The following is a 17654-nucleotide window of genomic DNA, read 5'->3' on the forward strand; positions in this document are numbered from 1 at the left end:
CCGGCTCACTAGTTCACTATCTGAGTCCAACTATCCGGGCTAGCCGTGCTGTCAGGGCCCGGCGCGAATACTGGGTGTGGGCCTCGCCGGTGAGGTCGAGGTTGGGGCTGTGTTGCCACTGGGCTGCCAGGGTTTCCAGTCGCGCCAGCATGGCCGCGTAGTCGGAGTAGGGCAGGGCCGGGCCCGCGCCGCACTGCTGCAGCAGCGTGTCGGCATCGGAGCCGCTGGGGCCCACGCACAGAATGGGCTTGCGCGCGGCCAAGTACTCGAAGACTTTGCCGGGCAAAATGCCCAGGTTATTGGCCACGTCCGGAATGGCCATCAGCAGCACCGTGCTACGCAGCAGATACTCCACCGATTCATCGTGGGGGACAAACGGAATAAACTCCGTCTGTAGCTCCAATCCGGCTGCTAGTACCTGCTGCCGCACTCTATCCGATACTTTGCCCACGAAGCGCAGCCGCAGCGGCACCTGGGGGTAGCGGCGGGCGCACTCGGCGCAGGCCGCCAGCAACTGCTCAATGTGGTAGGTTTCCGAAATGGTGCCGGTGTGCGTAATGAGCAGCGCATCAAGGGGCGGCGTGCTGGGCTGGCGGAAATCGTCCTCGTCGTAGCCATTGGGCAGCACCTGAATCTTTTCGGGCGCAATGCGGGCCGATTTGCCCTGGAACAGACGCTTGGTACTGGGGCTGGTCACCAGCACGGCATCGGCCTGCTCCAGCACCTGCCGCTCGTAGCGGGCATCAAGCCAGCGGGCCGGGGGCAAGTGGTTGAGTTCCTGGTAGTAGTAAATGTCGGTCCACGGGTCGCGCATGTCGGCCAGCCAGCGCAGGCCGTAGCGGCGCTTCAGCTCCAGGCCAATGAGCTGGGTAGAGTGCGGGGGCGAGCTGGTCAGGACGGCGTCAAACTGCTCGCCGGCAGCTACCAGGTCGGCCACGGTTTGGAGCACGTAGCGGTTCCAGCCCCGGCGGGCATCGGGAATAAACAGGTTGCCCCGCACAAACTTGAAGAGCTGCTGCACGAGGCTGGTTTTGCTTTCGCCCACGAAGCCGCCGTAGGGAACCTGCTGCCGGCCCGTAAGCTTTTTATAGCTGTCGAAGGGCTCAAACGTATCCGTCCGGATTACCCGCACCTGCGGCGGCACGTCGGCGGCCAGCGAATGGTCCAGTACAGGGTAGGCGCCCTGGCTGGCATCCACGGTGAGTACGGTAGGTTCCACCCCAACCTGGGGCAGATGCTTCACGAATTTAAGGCTGCGCTGCACGCCGGCCCCGCCGGAAGGCGGCCAGTAGTAGGTAATCACAAGCAGGCGGAGCGGACGGGCAGCGGACACGGGCACAGGTGAGGGTAGCAAGGAAGCCGCGAAGGTACGCACCTGCGGCCTTTCGGGGTTTTCTGGTTACTTTTGGAGGCTGAATCCGGTTTCTTTTCCGTACACTGCTCTATGGCTGCCGATTACACCGACCTGCTGGCCCTGATGGGAGACGTCCTGCGTGCCGTAGACCGGCAAACGGAGGAAAACAAGCGCAATATCGATGACTTAGGGAACCGATTTGAAGCCATCTTTAACCGTTTCGCCGAGGCTACTTCGGATGGTTTTTCCCGCATGGAAAAGAAGCTGGATGGCGTTAAACAAGAGGTAGCCGGCGTCAAGCAAGAGGTAGCCGGGCTGCGCACCGATGTGCAGCAGATTGACCAGCGGCTGGCCCGGGTAGAAGCCAACCAAGCTACCCAGGCCGATATGCTGCGCCGCCTGGAGGTACTGGAAAGCATTGTGCTCCGCAAGGCTTCCTAACTAAACTCAGCCCATCATCACATCAAAAATCAGCACATCAACCGATGTTCGATAATCTAAGTACCAAACTCGACCGGGCCTTTAAGACCCTTAAAGGTCAGGGTAGCATCACCGAAATCAACGTTGCCGCCACCGTAAAGGAAATCCGCCGCGCCCTCGTGGACGCCGACGTGAACTACAAGGTGGCCAAGGAGGTAACCGATAAAATCAAGGACGAGGCCATGGGCCGCGACGTGCTCATCAGCGTGTCGCCGGGCCAGCTGATGACCAAAATCGTCTATGATGAGCTGACCCAGCTCATGGGCGGCGAAAAGCAGGACATCGTCATTAAGGGCGAGCCGGCCGTGGTGCTGCTCTCGGGTCTGCAGGGCTCGGGCAAAACCACCTTTGCCGGTAAGCTGGCCAGCCACATCAAAAAGCAGGGCCGCAACGTGCTGCTGGTGGCCTGCGACGTGTACCGCCCCGCCGCTATTGACCAGCTGAAAGTGCTGGGTGAACAGGTAGGCGTGGAAGTGTACTCGGAGCCGGAAAACAAGAATCCGGTGCAGATTTCGCAGAACGCCATTGAGTTTGCCCGCAAAAACAACAAGAAGGTCGTTATCATTGACACCGCCGGCCGCTTGGCCGTGGATGAGCAGATGATGGCCGAAATCGAGCAGGTGAAGCGGGCCATCAACCCCTCGGAAACGCTGTTCGTGGTGGACTCCATGACGGGCCAGGACGCGGTGAACACGGCCAAGACGTTCAACGACCGGCTTAACTTCGATGGGGTAGTGCTGACCAAGCTCGACGGCGACTCGCGCGGCGGGGCGGCCCTTTCCATCCGGGCGGTGGTGGAGAAGCCCATCAAGTTCATCTCGACGGGCGAGAAGATGGAAGCCCTCGACTTGTTCTACCCCGACCGCATGGCCCAGCGCATTCTGGGCATGGGCGACGTGATTTCGCTGGTAGAGCGGGCCCAACAGCAGTTCGACGAGGAAGAAGCCAAGCGCATCAACCAGAAGATCCGCAAAAACCAGTTCAACTTCGACGACTTCCTGTCTCAGCTGGAGCAGATCAAGAAGATGGGTAACCTGAAGGACTTGGTGGGCATGATTCCCGGCATGGGCAAGGCCCTGAAGGACGTGGAAATCGACGACGACGCCTTCAAGCCGATTGAGGCCATCATCAAGAGCATGACGCCCAAGGAGCGTGCCCAGCCCGAGCTGCTGAACGGCTCGCGCCGCCGCCGCCTGGCCAAAGGCTCCGGCACTGACATCCAGCAGGTCAACAACCTGATGAAGCAGTTCGAGGACATGCGCAAAGTAATGCGCACCATGAACAAGATGAGCCAGACCAAGGGCGGCATGCAGCAAATGGCCCGCATGATGGGCATGAAAGGCCCGATCCGCTAGGTAGCCTGTAAAGTTCTATTTGGTCCACAGAAAAGCCCCGCGTGCTGCAGCACGCGGGGCTTTTCTGGGTTCAGGCATGGCTTTTATTTTTCGATCAGCACTTTAACTGGGGGTGCGGCCAGTTGTCCGGCGGTGTTCAGGGCCCGCACGTGGTAGAGTCCGGGCGGCAAGGCCTGCACGTGGAGCTGCGTTTGCTGCTGAAATTGCTGGCGCAGTACTACCCGGCCCTGGCTGTCCAGTACTTGCAGGTTGAGTAGCTGACTGGGGTCGGGAAAGGAAACGGTGAGAATGTCCCGGGCGGGAATGGGCGCGGCCGTTAGGGCAGCAACCGGCGCCGCGCTTGCCACCCGCACTGCGGAAGAGTACTGCACGGTGCTATCCAAGTCTTGCTGTTGCAGGCGGTAGTGCAGGGGCGCGGTGGGGGCTGTTTCATCGGTGAAGCGGTAGGTAGTAGCCTGGGTGCTGGTGCCGCGGCCCGCCACGAAAGCAACCAACTTAAAGGTGCGACCCGCGTCAAGGCTGCGCTGAACTGCAAAACCCCGGTTCTGAAGTTCGGCGGCAGTTTGCCAGCCCAGCTCCACTACCGCACCCTGGCGCCGGGCTGTGAAGGACGTTAGCTGCACCGGAAGCGGGCGACTGGCAACCTGCACCTCAAAGCCGGAGGCCTGCGAAAACTCGACAACCAATTGTCCGGCCGCCGTATCGTAGCTTGACGCCGCAACGCCCGAGCCAGTAACGGTTGCCGCCGTAGGCATGCTGATGCGCAGGGTAGTAGCCCCACTCACGTAGCCGGCAAATGACCTAGTAGTGGTCTGCTGCCAGCTGATAGTAGCCCGGCGCGAAGACTGCAGCACCAGCTCAGACCCGTAGCGCAGTTGCGTCCCCTGATCCAGGAAAGCCTGCACCGGCGCGTCCACATCATCAACGGAAAGAAACGTCAGCAGCGCATCGGAGGTGATGGGCCGGGTCAGCCCCGGGTTGGTAGTCAGCACGGTATCCAGCTGGGTGAAGGCCGCGTCATGGAAGCCGTCGGCGGTGGTGGTGATGGCGGCGGTTGCGGCCGTGCTGGTGGTCGTAATTTGGGCGGGGGTAGCGGCGGTGCTGCCCGGGTACAAGGCCGCCAGAAACTGAGTTTGAGCCACGCCGCTTTGCTCCACCAGTAGGGTAGTGTGGTTTTCTGGTGTGTTGTACACCAGCTCATGCACGCCGGTAGCCGTGCGGTAGGTAGCAGCGGCGCTGGGCGTGGCAACGTGGGCCTGCAGACGGGCCCCATTTTTCTCCCAGCTGCCTTCGTGCTGATTTAAGTTGCTCTGGAAGGTTCCGGTTTGCGCCGTGCCTCCAGCCAGCCCGTAGCCGTGCAGCTGCCAGGTGTAGCGGCGTGGGCCAGCGGACTGCACAGCATCAGCCAGCAGATAATAGCGGTTCCGCACAAACAACACTTTGCGGATAACGGTAGCATTCTGATAGATGGTGCGGGCCTCCCCAAAGGCTAGGCCGGCTGCCTCGAAAGCCCGCGGCAATGACGCGCCGGCTTCGTTGGCCGCGCCGGCGGTACCCATGGCCGGGCCAGCCCCGTCTATGAGCACCAAGTTATGGTTGGTGGCCTGGCCTACCTCCGCCCGGCGGCCAAAGCTGAGGTAGCCGGCATCCAGGGCCAGCAACTGGCCTTGAGCGTGCAGAATAAAGCTGGTGGCGTCGGCCTGGTTGTGGCCCCCGGAGTTAGTTTGCACGGTTCCGCTCTTACCGTACAGGTGCAGGTAGGTAGCAGATGAATCCGGGCCGGCTTGTAAAACCAGGTTGCCGCTTTGGGGCAGGTAGGTGAGGGTAGGGCGGGGGCGCGGGGCGGGAGTAATCTGGGCGGCCAGGTAGGCAGCACGCATGTCCACGGTTACGTCGCGCAGTTGGGCCGTGAGAGAATTCAGCTGCCTGGGTGCCAGGTGCTGCAGTTGCATTGGCACCACATAGCGGCTCTTGCCAGTGAGGGCCAGCTCCGGCATTCCCATGTCCACGTACGAATCCTCCAGAGCCGGAAAACGGCCATCGGGCATCAGAATGGCGGTTATCCACTCGTAGAGCCGGTCAAAACGCGGGTCGAAATACGGGTTGCGGATGCTGCGCGTGATGCCGTTGTAGGTGCAGGAAAAGCTGGCATCCGGCGCGAAGTTGCCGAGGGCCCGGAAAAAGGGGAGACAGTTCAGAAAGGCGTACTTAAAATAATAAGGGCCTTCTGCGTACCCAGCCAGGGTTGCCGGTTCTGATAGGCGCTGGGCATCTTCCCAGAGCACATTATCGATGTGGTAGAGGCCTGCGTTAATCCAGTTACTGGGTTGTTGGTTGACGTCCGTGCTAGTGGCGTCGTTAAGCACCACGGCTGCCATGCCTAGGGCGGCGGCCGTCATCAGGGCGTGGTTGTTTTTCACCTGCCGGTAGAAATACACGCCTAAAAAAGAGCGGTTTGACTCCCGGTACAAATTGCCGGCAAATTGCTGGAGCCTAGCTTTGCTGGCCAGCAGCCCCGCTTCTGGCATCCCCGCGCCGCGCAGCAAGTCGTAGGCAATCAGGTAGTCAATCAACTCTTTGGAACGCCACTGCCATTCCGTGTAGGTAGTGCCAGAAAAGCTGGCAAATGCTTCCACGGCGGGGTTTAGGCTTTCCAGCGCAGCAACCACTTGCTGCTGATACGCTGCACGCTCGGGGGTAGATAACGGCGTGAGGGCACCGGGGGTAGGCTTGCGGTCCATTAGCAGCACAAAGGCCGCGTTCTTGGCGAAAGTAGCTCGGGCTCGTCGCCCATCTGAGGTGCTGTTTTCATTGCCCAGCCCCGCCTCAAGGCTACTATATACGCTTTCGTAGAGCAGTAAATTTGCCGGCCTAGTCAGAAACTCCCTTCCCGCCGGAATAGCTGCCGCAGTAAGCAAGGTGCGGGGGAAACTACTGGTGGCTCCTACCGGATGCCAACTGCCGGTTTGTGCCTGAGCCGAGAAGATAGAAAAACTAAAAAAAAGAAGTGCCAGTAAATGTGTTTGTCTCAAAATTTATTATTGATTTTGTCCTAAATAATTGATGAGTTCATGAGGAAATCGATGGTGTAATAGTTTGCTTCGTAAAAGAGTTTCATCCAATTACATAGTGCGCAAAGTTACTTATAAAGCCTGTAAGCAGCGAGTCCATCCTATTCCGAAAATAGGATGGACTCGTTGGTAATGGGAAATTCGGTGTAGGTGCTTATAAATAAAGTTTAATACTCGGTTTTGCCTTCATGCCGCTCCCAGGCCCGGAAGCCAGCACCAGCTTCCGCGCGCAGTAATTCCACCATTGGGATATGACGGTCAGACAAAGGCTTATCTAATTCTTCGTAAATAAATTGGTCATCAAAACCGATGGCGGCCGCATCCTGCTTCGTATTGCCGTAGAACACGCGGCGGGGACGGGCCCAGTAAATAGCTCCCAAACACATGGGGCACGGCTCGCAGCTCGTATACAGGTCGCACTCATCGAGCTGAAAAGTACCCAGGGCTGTGCAGGCTTTCCGAATGGCATCAACTTCGGCATGACAAGTAGGGTCGTGCGTGCTGGTAACTTGGTTAAAGCCCCGGGCAATTATCTGACCGTCCTTAACTACCACGGCGCCGAAAGGTCCGCCATAGCCAGCCTGCATTTTCTCAATTGACAGGCGGATTGCTTCGCGCATAAATTCGGGGTTGGGCGCTTCCATAGGGTAGGCTTCAAAAGGTGAGTAAATCTGACTTGCCGGTTGGTTCGGCCAAAAACTGCGCAAAATACAGCTTCTCATTTTCTTCACCGCGTAAGCGCCGCAGAACGCCGCTCATAAAAGAGCATGCCTTGCTAGCTGGCTCACCACTATGCACGTGCATTAAATTTTTGGTTACCCATGCAACCCTGACCCCGGTTGCCCGACTCTATATCGTGTAGACACTATAAATGCTATTCTTCAATCAGGAAATCTAGTACGGTAAAAGAGAAATCTGGCCCGGAATTTGATATTCTGATAAATGAAAGAATAGTTTTTTAGGTGTTTTGGTTGTGGAAAAGGGGGCGGCTGTTGGTCGCCCTTTTTTTATTGCTTGAAAAGCAATGAGTTATGAATACCGAAAGTGTGCCTAGAACTTTGTGTTTCCAGTGAGCATGAGTGCCGCTTAGCATTGGGCGGATAAGCCAACGATACTTATAACAGCCCTCGGCTTTATTTGCTGGTTTTAAAGAACATTATCCTTGTGTGATGACTAAGGCAGAAAAGTTGATTCTGTTGAGGTACCCTCAGTAGTAGTTATAACTGAATTACACTTTCGAGGAATTTAAGTCTTAGCCCCGTCGGGAACTGGGCAGTGGTAGAAGCGCATACTCGCAGGCGGCTGATTATTCAACCCGGTATCAGGCACTACTAGAGGATTGCTATACCTGATTGCGTTGTGTTTGCGCTGGCCGCTTGGACCTTGCTGGCCCTGACCAGCACCTACCTATACAAAGACAGTTGTCTTAGAGAGAGCAGCACCCGGAGCCTCAGTACTTGCCGAACAGCTGCAACATCAAGCGAAACCAGACCGAAAGGACAGCTGAAAAAGCCAGGGATTTGCTTATGGGAAGGCAAGCTCGTCTGAGCGCGTAGCATATGCGGAAACTGCGCGCAACACAACCAGCTCATTTGTCGCCACGGTACGCTTTCGACGGGAGAAGGAGACGTGAAGGCTGATCGTGCTTAGTGAAATGCGTGGCCGTATTTGCGGGGAAAAGTGCTGCCACAAAACATGCCTTCAGTAGAGGTTCCTTCATTTGAGTGCGGCCTGGTTGCCGTGTGCTGGTGTCCGTAGCTGAAATTATTTATTATCTATTTATCTCATCCGTTGTATTTATCTCCTTCAATTAATAAGGGTTTATTTTAACAAAGTAAGTATAAACATCCTCGCTCCGAGGCGTAAAACATAATCGGTTATCTGTGGAATGATGTATAGATTATACCTATAAAATCGGGTAGAAAAAATACTTATAGGCTTCTAAGCGCTGCAGTTATTGATAATGTTAAGCTTGTTATCTGACACTTGAAAAAATAAATCACATACTTTACCTATGGAACAGACGGTGACGTTTTTCGACACTTGGTACAACAGTACAACAAAGCTCGTGAACGACTGGCGCGAAGCCACGGAAAAGCTCAGCGGCGAGCAAAAGAGCATGTGGGAGGAGGCTGGTAAAATGCAGCAGAACTGGATGCATTCGTTTCAAACTATGATGCAGAATATGCAGCTGCCCTTCATGGGTGGGAGCGGTACCTCCAGCCCCTTTGCGCACACAGGCATGCAGGATGCTTTTTTCAACATGTTGAAAAGCACCGACATCTACACCCGCTTATTCCAGCTCTGGCAACCGGTCCTGCAGGCCATGCAACACAACACCTGCCAGAGCCAGGACTTCTGGAAACTCATCGATCAGCAAGGGTTCAAAACCTTTGTGGATAAGCTCTTTGGGTTTGATGCCGTTACGCCGGTGCGCGCCTTCATGGACCAGTCGACCCAGATGATGAAGCTGTGGATGGACTCTGCAACGGAAGCAAGCAAGAGCTTCGGGCCGATGTTCGGCAACAGCATGCCCTTCTTCGGCTCATTCGCCCAACTCAACCCTCAGTCATTGACGCAGTGGTACATGCAAATGGCCCAAACTGCCCAGCGCAGCTTCGCACCCTTCTGGGGCTCTACTGATAAGGGGCAAATGCCCTCCCTGCAGTCGGTGGTAGAGATGATGCAGCAGTGGGGCAACTACATGGCCAAGGTTAACCAGCTACAAACCATGCTCTACAAGCAGAGCGTTTCGGCCTGGGAGAAGGTAATGCAAACCATGGCCGACAGGGCCAGAGAAGGCAACGTGCCAACCGACTTTAATCAGTTTTACAACGAGTGGTCGGCAATTAATGAGGCCGAGTTTGTGGCCCTGTTTAATACGGATGAGTATGCCGCGCTTCAGGGTGAATTAATTAAATTAAATTCTGAATTAACCAAGGCATATGAAAAACAAATGGAGGTTTTTCTGCAGCCTTACCCAGTGGTGTTACGCTCCCAGTTAGATGAAGTGTATAAGGTGAACCATGAGCTGCGTGGCAGAATAAATACGCTGGAAAAACTCGTCAGTGAGTTGCAGAGTAATCAAAGTAATAAACCAGAAACTTCGGCTCCGCAAAATCAGTCGGAAATAAAAACTTCCTCCGCGGAAGAAAATAAGCCCGGCAGAAAGGAAAATAAATAAATGGATTTTCTGTCTCCGCAGCGGGTCCTGGAAGAGTTTTCCGCTACTACTGCCAAACTAGCCCAGGGCTTCGAGGCCCTCAAGCAACTAGACCAGGTAGCGGTGGGCGCCGCGCCCAAGCAAGCTGTCTGGCAAAAGGATAAAGTGCAACTGCTGCAGTATGCGCGCGAAACGCCTGCCACTGCGCAAACGCCCATTCTTATTGTGTATGCGCTGGTCAACCGGCACAACATGATGGATCTGCAGGATGACCGCAGCTTCATCCGCAACCTGCAGGCTGCCGGGCTGGACCTGTACCTCATCGACTGGGGCTACCCCACGCCAGAGGATCGGTACTTCACCATGGACGAGTACATCAATGGCTACCTCGACGCCGCCGTGGATGTTATTCGGGCCCGGACGGGGCAGCCGGCCATTACCCTGATGGGTATTTGCCAGGGCGGCACCTTTAGCGTCGTGTACTCGGCCCTGCATCCGCACAAGGTTAAGAATCTGGTGACGCTGGTGACGCCCATCGACTTTGCTACCCCGCGCGACCTGCTCTCCAAATGGGCTCAGCACCTGGATGTGGACGCGTTGGTGGACAACCAGGGCAATGTGCCTGGCGAACTGCTCAACGCCGGTTTTGCCCTGCTCAAGCCCCTACTGAAAACCACCAAATACGTGTCCATCCTTAACGCCGTAGACAAGCCAGAGCAGCTGCTCAACTTTCTGCGCATGGAGCACTGGATTGCCGACAGCCCCAACCAAGCAGGGGAGTGTTTTCGGCAGTTTGTCAAGGAGTTGTACCAGCAGAACCGGCTCGTTAAAGGCACCCTGGAGCTGGGTGGGCGCCCTGTTCGGCTGGCTGCCATAACCATGCCCCTGCTCAATATTTATGCCCAGGAAGACCACCTCGTACCCCCGGAGGCCTCCATTCCCCTCAACGACCTGGTCGGCAGCACGGATAAAAGCCTGACCCCATTTGCCGGCGGGCACATTGGAGTCTTCGTAGGCTCCCGCTCCCAGAAAGAATTAGCGCCGGGCATTGCTCACTGGCTACACGAAAGAGATACTTGATGTTTGATTTCATTCATGCGTGGAAATCGTTCTGGCACCCTGCCAGCGAACCAGCGGCCCGCATGCCGCTCACCGAAAACGACCCTGGCCAGCAGATTCCCTACCCGTACCCCGTCAAGAAAGTGCGGCTAAGTGGGCTCGAACTGGATATTGCCTACATAGATGAGGGCCCACAGGGTGCGGACGTACTGGTGCTGGTACACGGCATGGGTGGTGGCATCCCGACCTGGCGCAAGAACATCGAGGAGCTGAAAAAGCAGTTCCGCTGCCTGGCCCTCGATTTGCCCGCCCACGGTTACTCCTCCAAGGGCGACTACCCCTATACCATTTCGTTCTACTGCGACGTGGTGCTGGGCTTTATCAATGCCCTAGGGGTAGGGCCGGTGACCTTGGTTGGACATTCTATGGGCGGGCAAACCGCCATCATGGCCGGCTTGCGCAACCCCAGCCTCATTCAGAAACTGATTCTGATTTCGCCGGCGGGCATTGAGCCTTACACCTCGGTCGAAAAGCAATTGCTCATCAATTTGTCGGCGGGGGTAGTGGCCAGTGGCAATGCCTTTACCAAAAACCGGCTCAACTTCCTGATTGGCTTCTGCAACAATGCCGAGCTGGCCGGCGACCTAGCCAAACGACTGGCTTTCTTCAAGGAAGATGCCGCCGTATTCAGCCGGGCCATGCAGCGCTCCATCGAAGCCATGCTGCTGGAATCCCTGAACCACTCCCTGACCGAAATCAGGCAGCCCTGCCTGCTGCTGATTGGCAAGGAGGACAAGCTGAGTCCCTTCCAATACCTGCGGGGCCAGGAGTATTACCAGATAGTAGAGCGGGAGTCGGCCAAACTACCGCATGGAAAACTGGTGGTGGTGCCCCGCTGCGGACACTTTGTGCAGTACCAGTGCCCCGAGGCCTTCAACGCGGAAGTGCTGGAGTTTTTAAAAGAAGAAAAGCCGCATACAGTACTCTAATGAGCTCATCTCATGAAAAATTCCACTGGAAGAGTTGCCTTGATTACGGGAAGTACGGGAGGCATTGGCACGGCGCTGTGCAAGAAACTATGCGAGGAAGGGTTCCGAGTAGTCGGGAACTTTCGCTGCTGGGAAAAGGCCCAAGCCATGCAAAACACCCTGCAGGACGTTGGCTGCGAGGTAGATATGCGCCAGGGCGACGTAGCTGACTTCGACTCGGTGGGCCGCATGGTGAGGGCAGTAGAAAGTGAAATCGGCCCGATTGACGTCCTGATTAACAATGCTGGTATTGCCCGCGACGTGCGCTTCACTAAGATGGAAAAAGCCGACTGGGACGACGTGATGAACACCAACCTCAACGGTGTCTTCAACTGCACCCGCCACGTCATCGACGGGATGATGGCGCGGCGCTACGGTCGCATCATCAATATCTCGTCCATCAATGGGCAGAAGGGACAATTCGGGCAAACCAACTACTCGGCCGCCAAAGCTGGCATCCACGGGTTTACTAAATCCCTGGCCCTGGAAGTAGCCAAGTACGGCATAACCGTCAATACCATTTCGCCGGGCTACATCGAAACGGAAATGGTCATGGCCGTACCGCAAAACATCCGGGAGCAAATTGTGGCCCAGATTCCGGTTGGGCGCATGGGCTATATCGAAGAGGTAGCCGAGGCCGTTTCCTACCTGGTGTCAGATAAATCCGGCTTCATTACGGGCTCCAACCTGAGCATCAACGGCGGCCAGCACATGTACTGACATGCTGGGGCGGGCGTGAACTTGCGTAACTAGTTGCGTCTACCAGAAGCCATAAAGCAAGTGAGAGGTACTACACCAAAGGCTTCCTTGGCTTTGCGTTGTCTCTTGTCGAAAAAGAGCGCCCCAAGGTATTCCACTGTATTGTCCAGTAACCAAGTTCATGGGCGTTGTCGACTACCGCTTTTCAAGCTAGGCCGTGACAAAAAAATACCCTGAGAAGTATACCTCTCAGGGCAGATAAACCCGGCGGCATGAATGGCGAGTCGCTACACGACAACGCGTAAATCGTATTCAGGGGCCGCCAATGCAGCGTCCGGAGTAGAGGTAGAAAATGCGCCTACCCGGCTGGGGCCGTACCCCAGGTTTATTTTTACCCATTCATCACGTACCGGCAGTAGGTCGATAACTTCCTGGCGCAGCTGATGAAGCTCATCACGCAAGCCCTGCAGTTTCAGTTGTAGCTGTTCGTGGGGCTGTGCCAGGCTCTGGCCGGCAGCAGCATCGGAAGTGGCATTGGGTGGCTGGTGGGTTGAGGCAACGACCGCCACTTCGGCCCGTTGGAATTCTTTTTCGGCCTGAATATAGGCCTGTACTTTGTCGGCCAGAGGTTGTAGGGTGGGGTCTAGGTAGTCGAGGTTGCTAGCCATAAGTGGGGAGAGCTTGAAAATATAGGTTGGGCTTCAGAACGCAGGATGCCGCTGAAAAGATGCGTGCGGCCAGTTTCGCTACCCCCACGTACTGCTAGCTAAGTGGCGGTAGTGGCGCTGGTCGGACGGTTGCGCTGACATTTCTCCCCGCAATACTTTACCTCGTCCCAGCAGGCGCGCCACTTCTTGCGGTACGCAAAAGGGCGGCCGCAGGTAGCGCATATTTTGCTGGGTAGGTTGCCCTTGGTCAGGCGTTTAGGCAGGTTGGAGGCAGGCATAGGGCAGCGGGAATAACACCCGGCTAACGGCTTTACGGAGCAGAAGTTAAGCACCGCCGCTGCTAGGCCGTGCCTAGGCCCGTATCTTTGCCCTATGTCACAATCTGCTTCAACTGCTCCCGATGCCCTGGGCCAGGCCCTGCTGGCCTACCAGCGCGGCCACCTGAGCGCCACCTTGGCCGTCCATAGTTCCGTGGCCGACGAGGAGGTGCTGCCCGCGTCCTATTTCTTCCGCTCCCTGTGGGAAATGCCCGAAATGGAGCGGACGGCGCTGGAAGAATGCCGCGGCCGCATCCTCGACCTGGGGGCTGGGGCCGGGTGCCACGCTCTGGAACTGCAGCAGCGGGGCTTCGTGGTGAAAGCCGTGGATATTTCGCCCGGTGCGGTGCAGGTGATGCAGGAGCGGGGGCTGCGCGAAGTAGCCTGCCACGATATTTTCGATGCGGCTCTCACGCACGGCGAGAAGTTTGATACCCTGCTTATGCTCATGAATGGCATCGGGCTGACGGGCACGCTCGACGGGCTGGAGCGCTTTCTGCAGCACGCCAAAAGTCTGCTGGCCCCCGGCGGCCAGATTCTGGCTACCTCCTCCGACATTAGCTACCTCTACGAAGATGAGGAAGGAGCTCTGGTGTTCGATTTAAATGGCCCCTATTACGGCGAGGTGGAATATACCATGCAGTATGCCACTGAAACCGGGGCGAGCTTCCCCTGGATTTTCGCCGATCCGGCCCTGTTGCAGGACTGCGCCGAAGCAGCGGGCTACGAGGTTGAGTTCTTGGAAGAAGATGACCAGCAGCAGTACCTGGTGCGCCTCACGCTGCGCTAGGTTCGCCAGCCGGGTTGCTACATAGTAGGCTTGCGCACTAATTTGCACGCGACGGGTTACTTTTCCGCCAACGAATCTTGCTTATGTCCGCTTCCTTCGAGAGAACTTATACCGTGCGTTGGGCCGATATGGACCCCAACGGCCACATGCGTCATTCTGCCTACGCCGACTACGCCGCCCAGCACCGCATTGAATACCTGGCCGCGCACGGCTTCACGCTCATGCGCTTTGCCCAGCTGGGCCTCGGTCCGATATTATTTCGCGAAGACACGCGCTTCCTCAAGGAGCTGCACATCAACGAAACCCTGCGGGTAACCGGCGAGCTTTCGGGCCTGAGCGAGGACGGCAGCCGCTGGAACATCCTGCACACCCTGTTCAAGCCCGATGGCCGGCCCGCTGCTACGGTGGCCGTGGAAGGCGCCTGGCTGGATTTGCGGGCCCGCAAGCTGCTGGTGCCGCCCCCCGAAATTACGGCCCTCATGCGCGAGCTGCCCCGCCACGAGTCCTACGCCGACATCGTACGCAAAGCCAACTAACACCGGCCTACCCGCGCGCCACCTGTTAACTAAGAGGCCCCACGAGCAAGTTGCTGGTGGGGCCTCCTATTGGGTGGTGCTGCCTACGCAAGGGCTTTGCTGATGCGCTCAACCTGTTTCTGGTGGTGCAGCACGTGGTCGAGCATAAAGTCCAGGGTTTGATAGATGGTGAGCATGCCCGAGCGGGGGTGCTTGAAAATGGCACGGTCGAGTAGGTTGCCAGGGTACTCATTGAGCAGGCGCTCCAGGCGGCGCCGCACAGCTTCCCACTCGGCCTGCAACTCGGACAAGGGAGGAATTTCAGCGGGCGTGAGCTTGGCCAGGGAGGCCGGCGCCTTAAAGCGCGTGAATGGCAGCCGCAGCAGCACCCGCAGCAGCCTTGACTTCAGAAACGAGCCGAACCCGGCCTTGTGCAAGCCTTCGGCCTGCAGCAGTTTCTTTTCCATGTACTGGCCAATGCCCGTTTCGGCTACCACCAGGTGCTGCACTACCTGCACCGCCGACCATTGTCCGGGGCCGGGCGCTGTTCGGGCCTTGTCGCCGAGGGCTTCTACGGAGCGGAATAACTGGGTGGTAGCCCATTCGAGTTGTTCAAACCGAAGGTGTAGGCGGTGGTTCATGCTGGGGTAGGAAGACGCGTAGCTGTGGGCAAAAGGTACGTAAAATCTTCCCGTCCAGCTTAGACAAAAACCACAGAGTACGGCGTGCGCTACGCCGCTATGCTGCGCAAGACGCCATTCTGACCAAAGAAATAACGCTGCACGCCGCCGCAACCTAATGCCTATACTGATACTCCGCAGTACGCTTGCCGACGAACGCCAAAGGCCCCGCACCATACCGGGCGGGGCCTTTAATTGAAGCATGAAGCTCGAAGCTACTGCTCCAGCTGCTTACTTATTTAGGTACAGTACTTCCTTTACGGCCTTTACGGTGCGCTCCACGTTAGGCAGAGCGGCCTCAATGAGGGTAGGGGCGTAGGGCAGGGGCACGTCCATGTTGGTGATGCGTAGCACGGGAGCATCAAGGTAGTCGAAGGCCCGGCGCTGCACCATGTAAGACAGCTCCGAGCTGATGCTGGCTAGGGGCCAGGCCTCCTCTACTACCACCATGCGGTTGGTTTTCTTTACCGACTCAATGAGGGTATCGTAGTCAATCGGGCGCACGGAGCGCAGGTCGATAACCTCGGCGCTGATGCCTTCCTTGGCCAGCTCATCGGCGGCGGCCAGGGCTACCTTCATCATTTTGCCGAAGCTCACGATGGTAACGTTTTCGCCCGGGCGTACTACGTTGGCTTTGCCAATCGGAATCAGGTATTCCTCTTCCGGCACCTCGCCCTTGTCGCCGTACATCAGCTCCGACTCCATGAAGATAACCGGGTCGGCGTCGCGGATGGCGCTTTTCAGCAGGCCTTTGGCGTCGTAGGGGGTAGAGGGCACGACCACTTTCAGGCCGGGGGTGTTGGCGTACCAGTTTTCGAAGTTCTGGGAGTGCTGGGAGGACAGCATGCCGGCATTGCCGGTAGGGCCGCGGAACACGATGGGGCAGGAGTACTGTCCGCCCGACATAGAGTAGATTTTGGCGGCCGAGTTAATCACCTGGTCAATGGCCACCAACGAGAAGTTGAAAGTCATGAACTCGATGATGGGGAGCAGGCCGTTGGCGGCCGCGCCCACCCCGATACCGGCGAAACCGAGCTCGGCAATGGGCGTGTCAATCACGCGCTCCGGGCCGAATTCGTCGAGCATGCCCTGGCTTACTTTGTAGGCGCCGTTGTATTCGGCAACTTCTTCGCCCATCAGAAACACGCGCGGGTCGCGGCGCATTTCCTCTGACATGGCTTCACGCAGGGCTTCCCGGAATTGGATGGTCCGCATAATCGAAAAGGAAAGTCAAAAGATCCGTTCAGAAACAAAAAGCCGGCGCAAGTCCGGCCCGTAAAGCTACAACGACTAGCCGGGACGGGCAAACGGTGAAATTGTGAACTGGTGAAATAGTGCGTTTGACTTATTAGCGGGAAGTAAACGCTTTCCTACCTCGGCATAGCAGTTCAACTTCTTGCTCCGGAGCTTAAGAACCCAGGAGCAATTCCATCTGAATGTTGCACCGCTCGTAGGGCGAAGGCGGGCCGGAAACCGTTTTGCGAAACCCGAGTTTGTGGTAGAGACTCAGAGCCGGAGCCAGCTTGGTATTGCTTTCCAGGTACAGGCGCTGGGCTCCCAGGCTGCGGGCTTTGGCAATGGCCGCCTCGCCGAGGCGCCACCCAATGCCGAGCCCTTGCGCCGCGGGCGACACGGCCATTTTCGCCAGTTCATAGGTGGCATCAACCATCGGAATCAAGGCGCAGGTACCCACCATCTGCCCCTGGTAGGAGGCCAGCAGAATGTGGCCGCCGCGCTGAATAATGTACTCATCAGGGTGGTCGAGGGCTTTGAGGTCAGCCGCTTCGAGCCGAAAATAACGCTCAATCCACTCCGCGTTCAGCCGCTTGAAGTCAGGCTGGTATTGAGGCGCGTAGTCAATGATGTGCACCTCACCGGCCGCACGCTGGTCACGGATGGCTTTCACCCGACTGGCCAGGCTTTGGCGCGACAAGGCGTACTCCATTTCTCCCAGGGCCAGCCAGAGGTTATGCCGCGTTTCGGTGAGTAGGGCCTCCGTAGCCTGGCGCACGTCGGCTGTCTGCTGCTGCAGCGAGGGCCAGGCGGCCTGGCCTTTTTCCGTAAGGCTAACCACGCTGCGGCGCAGGTCGGCCTCGCCGCGCTGCACCCGAACCAGGTCCTGCTTGACCAGCTCTTTTACTACCTGACTGACGGCCGCGTGCGTTTGCCCAATGGCCTCCGCAATTTCGCCAACGGGCCGCTCTGGCTCAGTGGCTACCACGTAAAACACTGGAAACCAACGTGGCTCCACCGGCACGTGATACAACGAGTACACTTCAGCTGCCTGTGCGGTCATTTGCTCGCTCAGCCGCCGAAGCCGGCTTCCCAAGGCCGCTGGTCCCAACTGTTCAAAGAAATCCATTTACTATTTACATTTACGTAAGTACTTACAAATATACGACGCAGGTTGCTTTGTTTGAGAATGCGTAGTTGAAATAAAATTTTAGGGTACCACAAGCCGGTGTACTCCAGCAA

At 57.1% G+C, this 17654-nt stretch carries 16 protein-coding genes; 8 read left to right on the forward strand and 8 right to left on the reverse strand.

Going from position 1 to position 17654, the window contains the following annotated elements:
* Positions 1–16: 16 nt before the first annotated feature.
* On the reverse strand, positions 17–1333 hold the full coding sequence (locus IEW18_RS08915) for a glycosyltransferase family 4 protein (RefSeq protein ID WP_229728663.1): 1317 nt from the start codon (positions 1331–1333) through the stop codon (positions 17–19).
* Between the two features lie 111 nt (positions 1334–1444).
* Here IEW18_RS08915 and IEW18_RS08920 point away from each other — a divergent pair, with 111 nt between their 5' ends.
* Entirely contained in the window at positions 1445–1795 is a 351-nt protein-coding gene (locus IEW18_RS08920) for a hypothetical protein (protein WP_188557492.1), read from the forward strand.
* A gap of 44 nt (positions 1796–1839) precedes the next feature.
* Positions 1840–3189, forward strand: a complete 1350-nt coding sequence (ffh, locus tag IEW18_RS08925) for a signal recognition particle protein (protein WP_188557493.1) — start codon at positions 1840–1842, stop codon at positions 3187–3189.
* Between the two features lie 83 nt (positions 3190–3272).
* On the opposite strand, the gene IEW18_RS21855 is transcribed toward ffh, so the two are convergent.
* Entirely contained in the window at positions 3273–5930 is a 2658-nt protein-coding gene (locus tag IEW18_RS21855) for a heparinase II/III domain-containing protein (protein ID WP_188557494.1), read from the reverse strand.
* A gap of 497 nt (positions 5931–6427) precedes the next feature.
* Positions 6428–6904: a nucleoside deaminase gene (locus IEW18_RS08935; protein WP_188557495.1), complete on the reverse strand. Its 477-nt coding sequence runs from the start codon at positions 6902–6904 to the stop codon at positions 6428–6430.
* 1370 nt (positions 6905–8274) lie between these two features.
* Between IEW18_RS08935 and IEW18_RS08940 the strand changes: the two genes are divergently transcribed.
* The 4 genes from IEW18_RS08940 to phbB are packed head-to-tail and all read left to right on the forward strand — an operon-like array spanning position 8275 to position 12230.
* On the forward strand, positions 8275–9444 hold the full coding sequence (locus IEW18_RS08940) for a poly(R)-hydroxyalkanoic acid synthase subunit PhaE (RefSeq protein ID WP_188557496.1): 1170 nt from the start codon (positions 8275–8277) through the stop codon (positions 9442–9444).
* The gene (gene phaC, locus IEW18_RS08945) at positions 9445–10503 is read left to right on the forward strand and encodes a class III poly(R)-hydroxyalkanoic acid synthase subunit PhaC (RefSeq protein ID WP_188557497.1); all 1059 of its coding nucleotides are present in this window, start codon (positions 9445–9447) and stop codon (positions 10501–10503) included.
* Entirely contained in the window at positions 10503–11471 is a 969-nt protein-coding gene (locus IEW18_RS08950) for an alpha/beta fold hydrolase (protein WP_188557498.1), read from the forward strand. Before phaC ends, IEW18_RS08950 begins: the two co-directional genes overlap by 1 nt.
* A gap of 12 nt (positions 11472–11483) precedes the next feature.
* Positions 11484–12230, forward strand: coding sequence for an acetoacetyl-CoA reductase (gene phbB, locus IEW18_RS08955; protein WP_188557499.1), 747 nt, complete (start codon positions 11484–11486; stop codon positions 12228–12230).
* A 266-nt stretch (positions 12231–12496) separates the two neighbouring features.
* Here the strand turns inward: phbB and IEW18_RS08960 are convergent, their stop codons facing one another.
* Positions 12497–12877, reverse strand: a complete 381-nt coding sequence (locus tag IEW18_RS08960) for a hypothetical protein (RefSeq protein WP_188557500.1) — start codon at positions 12875–12877, stop codon at positions 12497–12499.
* 98 nt (positions 12878–12975) lie between these two features.
* Positions 12976–13155 (reverse strand): DUF2256 domain-containing protein, encoded by a 180-nt coding sequence (locus IEW18_RS08965; RefSeq protein ID WP_188557501.1) that lies wholly within the window; start codon positions 13153–13155, stop codon positions 12976–12978.
* A gap of 94 nt (positions 13156–13249) precedes the next feature.
* Here IEW18_RS08965 and IEW18_RS08970 point away from each other — a divergent pair, with 94 nt between their 5' ends.
* Positions 13250–13984: a class I SAM-dependent methyltransferase gene (locus IEW18_RS08970; RefSeq protein WP_188557502.1), complete on the forward strand. Its 735-nt coding sequence runs from the start codon at positions 13250–13252 to the stop codon at positions 13982–13984.
* Between the two features lie 83 nt (positions 13985–14067).
* The gene (locus tag IEW18_RS08975) at positions 14068–14520 is read left to right on the forward strand and encodes an acyl-CoA thioesterase (protein WP_188557503.1); all 453 of its coding nucleotides are present in this window, start codon (positions 14068–14070) and stop codon (positions 14518–14520) included.
* Between the two features lie 83 nt (positions 14521–14603).
* Here the strand turns inward: IEW18_RS08975 and IEW18_RS08980 are convergent, their stop codons facing one another.
* The 3 genes from IEW18_RS08980 to IEW18_RS08990 form a co-directional block, all read right to left on the reverse strand.
* The gene (locus IEW18_RS08980) at positions 14604–15140 is read right to left on the reverse strand and encodes a DinB family protein (RefSeq protein WP_188557504.1); all 537 of its coding nucleotides are present in this window, start codon (positions 15138–15140) and stop codon (positions 14604–14606) included.
* Positions 15141–15410: 270 nt separating this feature from the next.
* Positions 15411–16394, reverse strand: a complete 984-nt coding sequence (locus IEW18_RS08985; RefSeq protein ID WP_188557505.1) for a pyruvate dehydrogenase complex E1 component subunit beta — start codon at positions 16392–16394, stop codon at positions 15411–15413.
* A 193-nt stretch (positions 16395–16587) separates the two neighbouring features.
* Entirely contained in the window at positions 16588–17541 is a 954-nt protein-coding gene (locus IEW18_RS08990; RefSeq protein ID WP_188557506.1) for a bifunctional helix-turn-helix transcriptional regulator/GNAT family N-acetyltransferase, read from the reverse strand.
* Between the last annotated feature and the right edge of the window lie 113 nt (positions 17542–17654).

The organism is Hymenobacter glacieicola (assembly GCF_014640315.1).
GTDB classification, from domain to species: Bacteria; Bacteroidota; Bacteroidia; order Cytophagales; family Hymenobacteraceae; genus Hymenobacter; species Hymenobacter glacieicola.

What these genes read in the sequence shown, in the direction of transcription:
- IEW18_RS08920 (WP_188557492.1), top strand. Translation starts at nt 1,445, where the DNA reads ATGGCTGCCGATTACACCGACCTGCTGGCCCTGATGGGAGACGTCCTG.
- ffh (WP_188557493.1), top strand. Translation starts at nt 1,840, where the DNA reads ATGTTCGATAATCTAAGTACCAAACTCGACCGGGCCTTTAAGACCCTT.
- IEW18_RS21855 (WP_188557494.1), bottom strand. Translation starts at nt 5,930, where the DNA reads ATGGACCGCAAGCCTACCCCCGGTGCCCTCACGCCGTTATCTACCCCC.
- IEW18_RS08935 (WP_188557495.1), bottom strand. Translation starts at nt 6,904, where the DNA reads ATGGAAGCGCCCAACCCCGAATTTATGCGCGAAGCAATCCGCCTGTCA.
- IEW18_RS08940 (WP_188557496.1), top strand. Translation starts at nt 8,275, where the DNA reads ATGGAACAGACGGTGACGTTTTTCGACACTTGGTACAACAGTACAACA.
- phaC (WP_188557497.1), top strand. Translation starts at nt 9,445, where the DNA reads ATGGATTTTCTGTCTCCGCAGCGGGTCCTGGAAGAGTTTTCCGCTACT.
- IEW18_RS08950 (WP_188557498.1), top strand. Translation starts at nt 10,503, where the DNA reads ATGTTTGATTTCATTCATGCGTGGAAATCGTTCTGGCACCCTGCCAGC.
- phbB (WP_188557499.1), top strand. Translation starts at nt 11,484, where the DNA reads ATGAAAAATTCCACTGGAAGAGTTGCCTTGATTACGGGAAGTACGGGA.
- IEW18_RS08960 (WP_188557500.1), bottom strand. Translation starts at nt 12,877, where the DNA reads ATGGCTAGCAACCTCGACTACCTAGACCCCACCCTACAACCTCTGGCC.
- IEW18_RS08965 (WP_188557501.1), bottom strand. Translation starts at nt 13,155, where the DNA reads ATGCCTGCCTCCAACCTGCCTAAACGCCTGACCAAGGGCAACCTACCC.
- IEW18_RS08970 (WP_188557502.1), top strand. Translation starts at nt 13,250, where the DNA reads ATGTCACAATCTGCTTCAACTGCTCCCGATGCCCTGGGCCAGGCCCTG.
- IEW18_RS08975 (WP_188557503.1), top strand. Translation starts at nt 14,068, where the DNA reads ATGTCCGCTTCCTTCGAGAGAACTTATACCGTGCGTTGGGCCGATATG.
- IEW18_RS08980 (WP_188557504.1), bottom strand. Translation starts at nt 15,140, where the DNA reads ATGAACCACCGCCTACACCTTCGGTTTGAACAACTCGAATGGGCTACC.
- IEW18_RS08985 (WP_188557505.1), bottom strand. Translation starts at nt 16,394, where the DNA reads ATGCGGACCATCCAATTCCGGGAAGCCCTGCGTGAAGCCATGTCAGAG.
- IEW18_RS08990 (WP_188557506.1), bottom strand. Translation starts at nt 17,541, where the DNA reads ATGGATTTCTTTGAACAGTTGGGACCAGCGGCCTTGGGAAGCCGGCTT.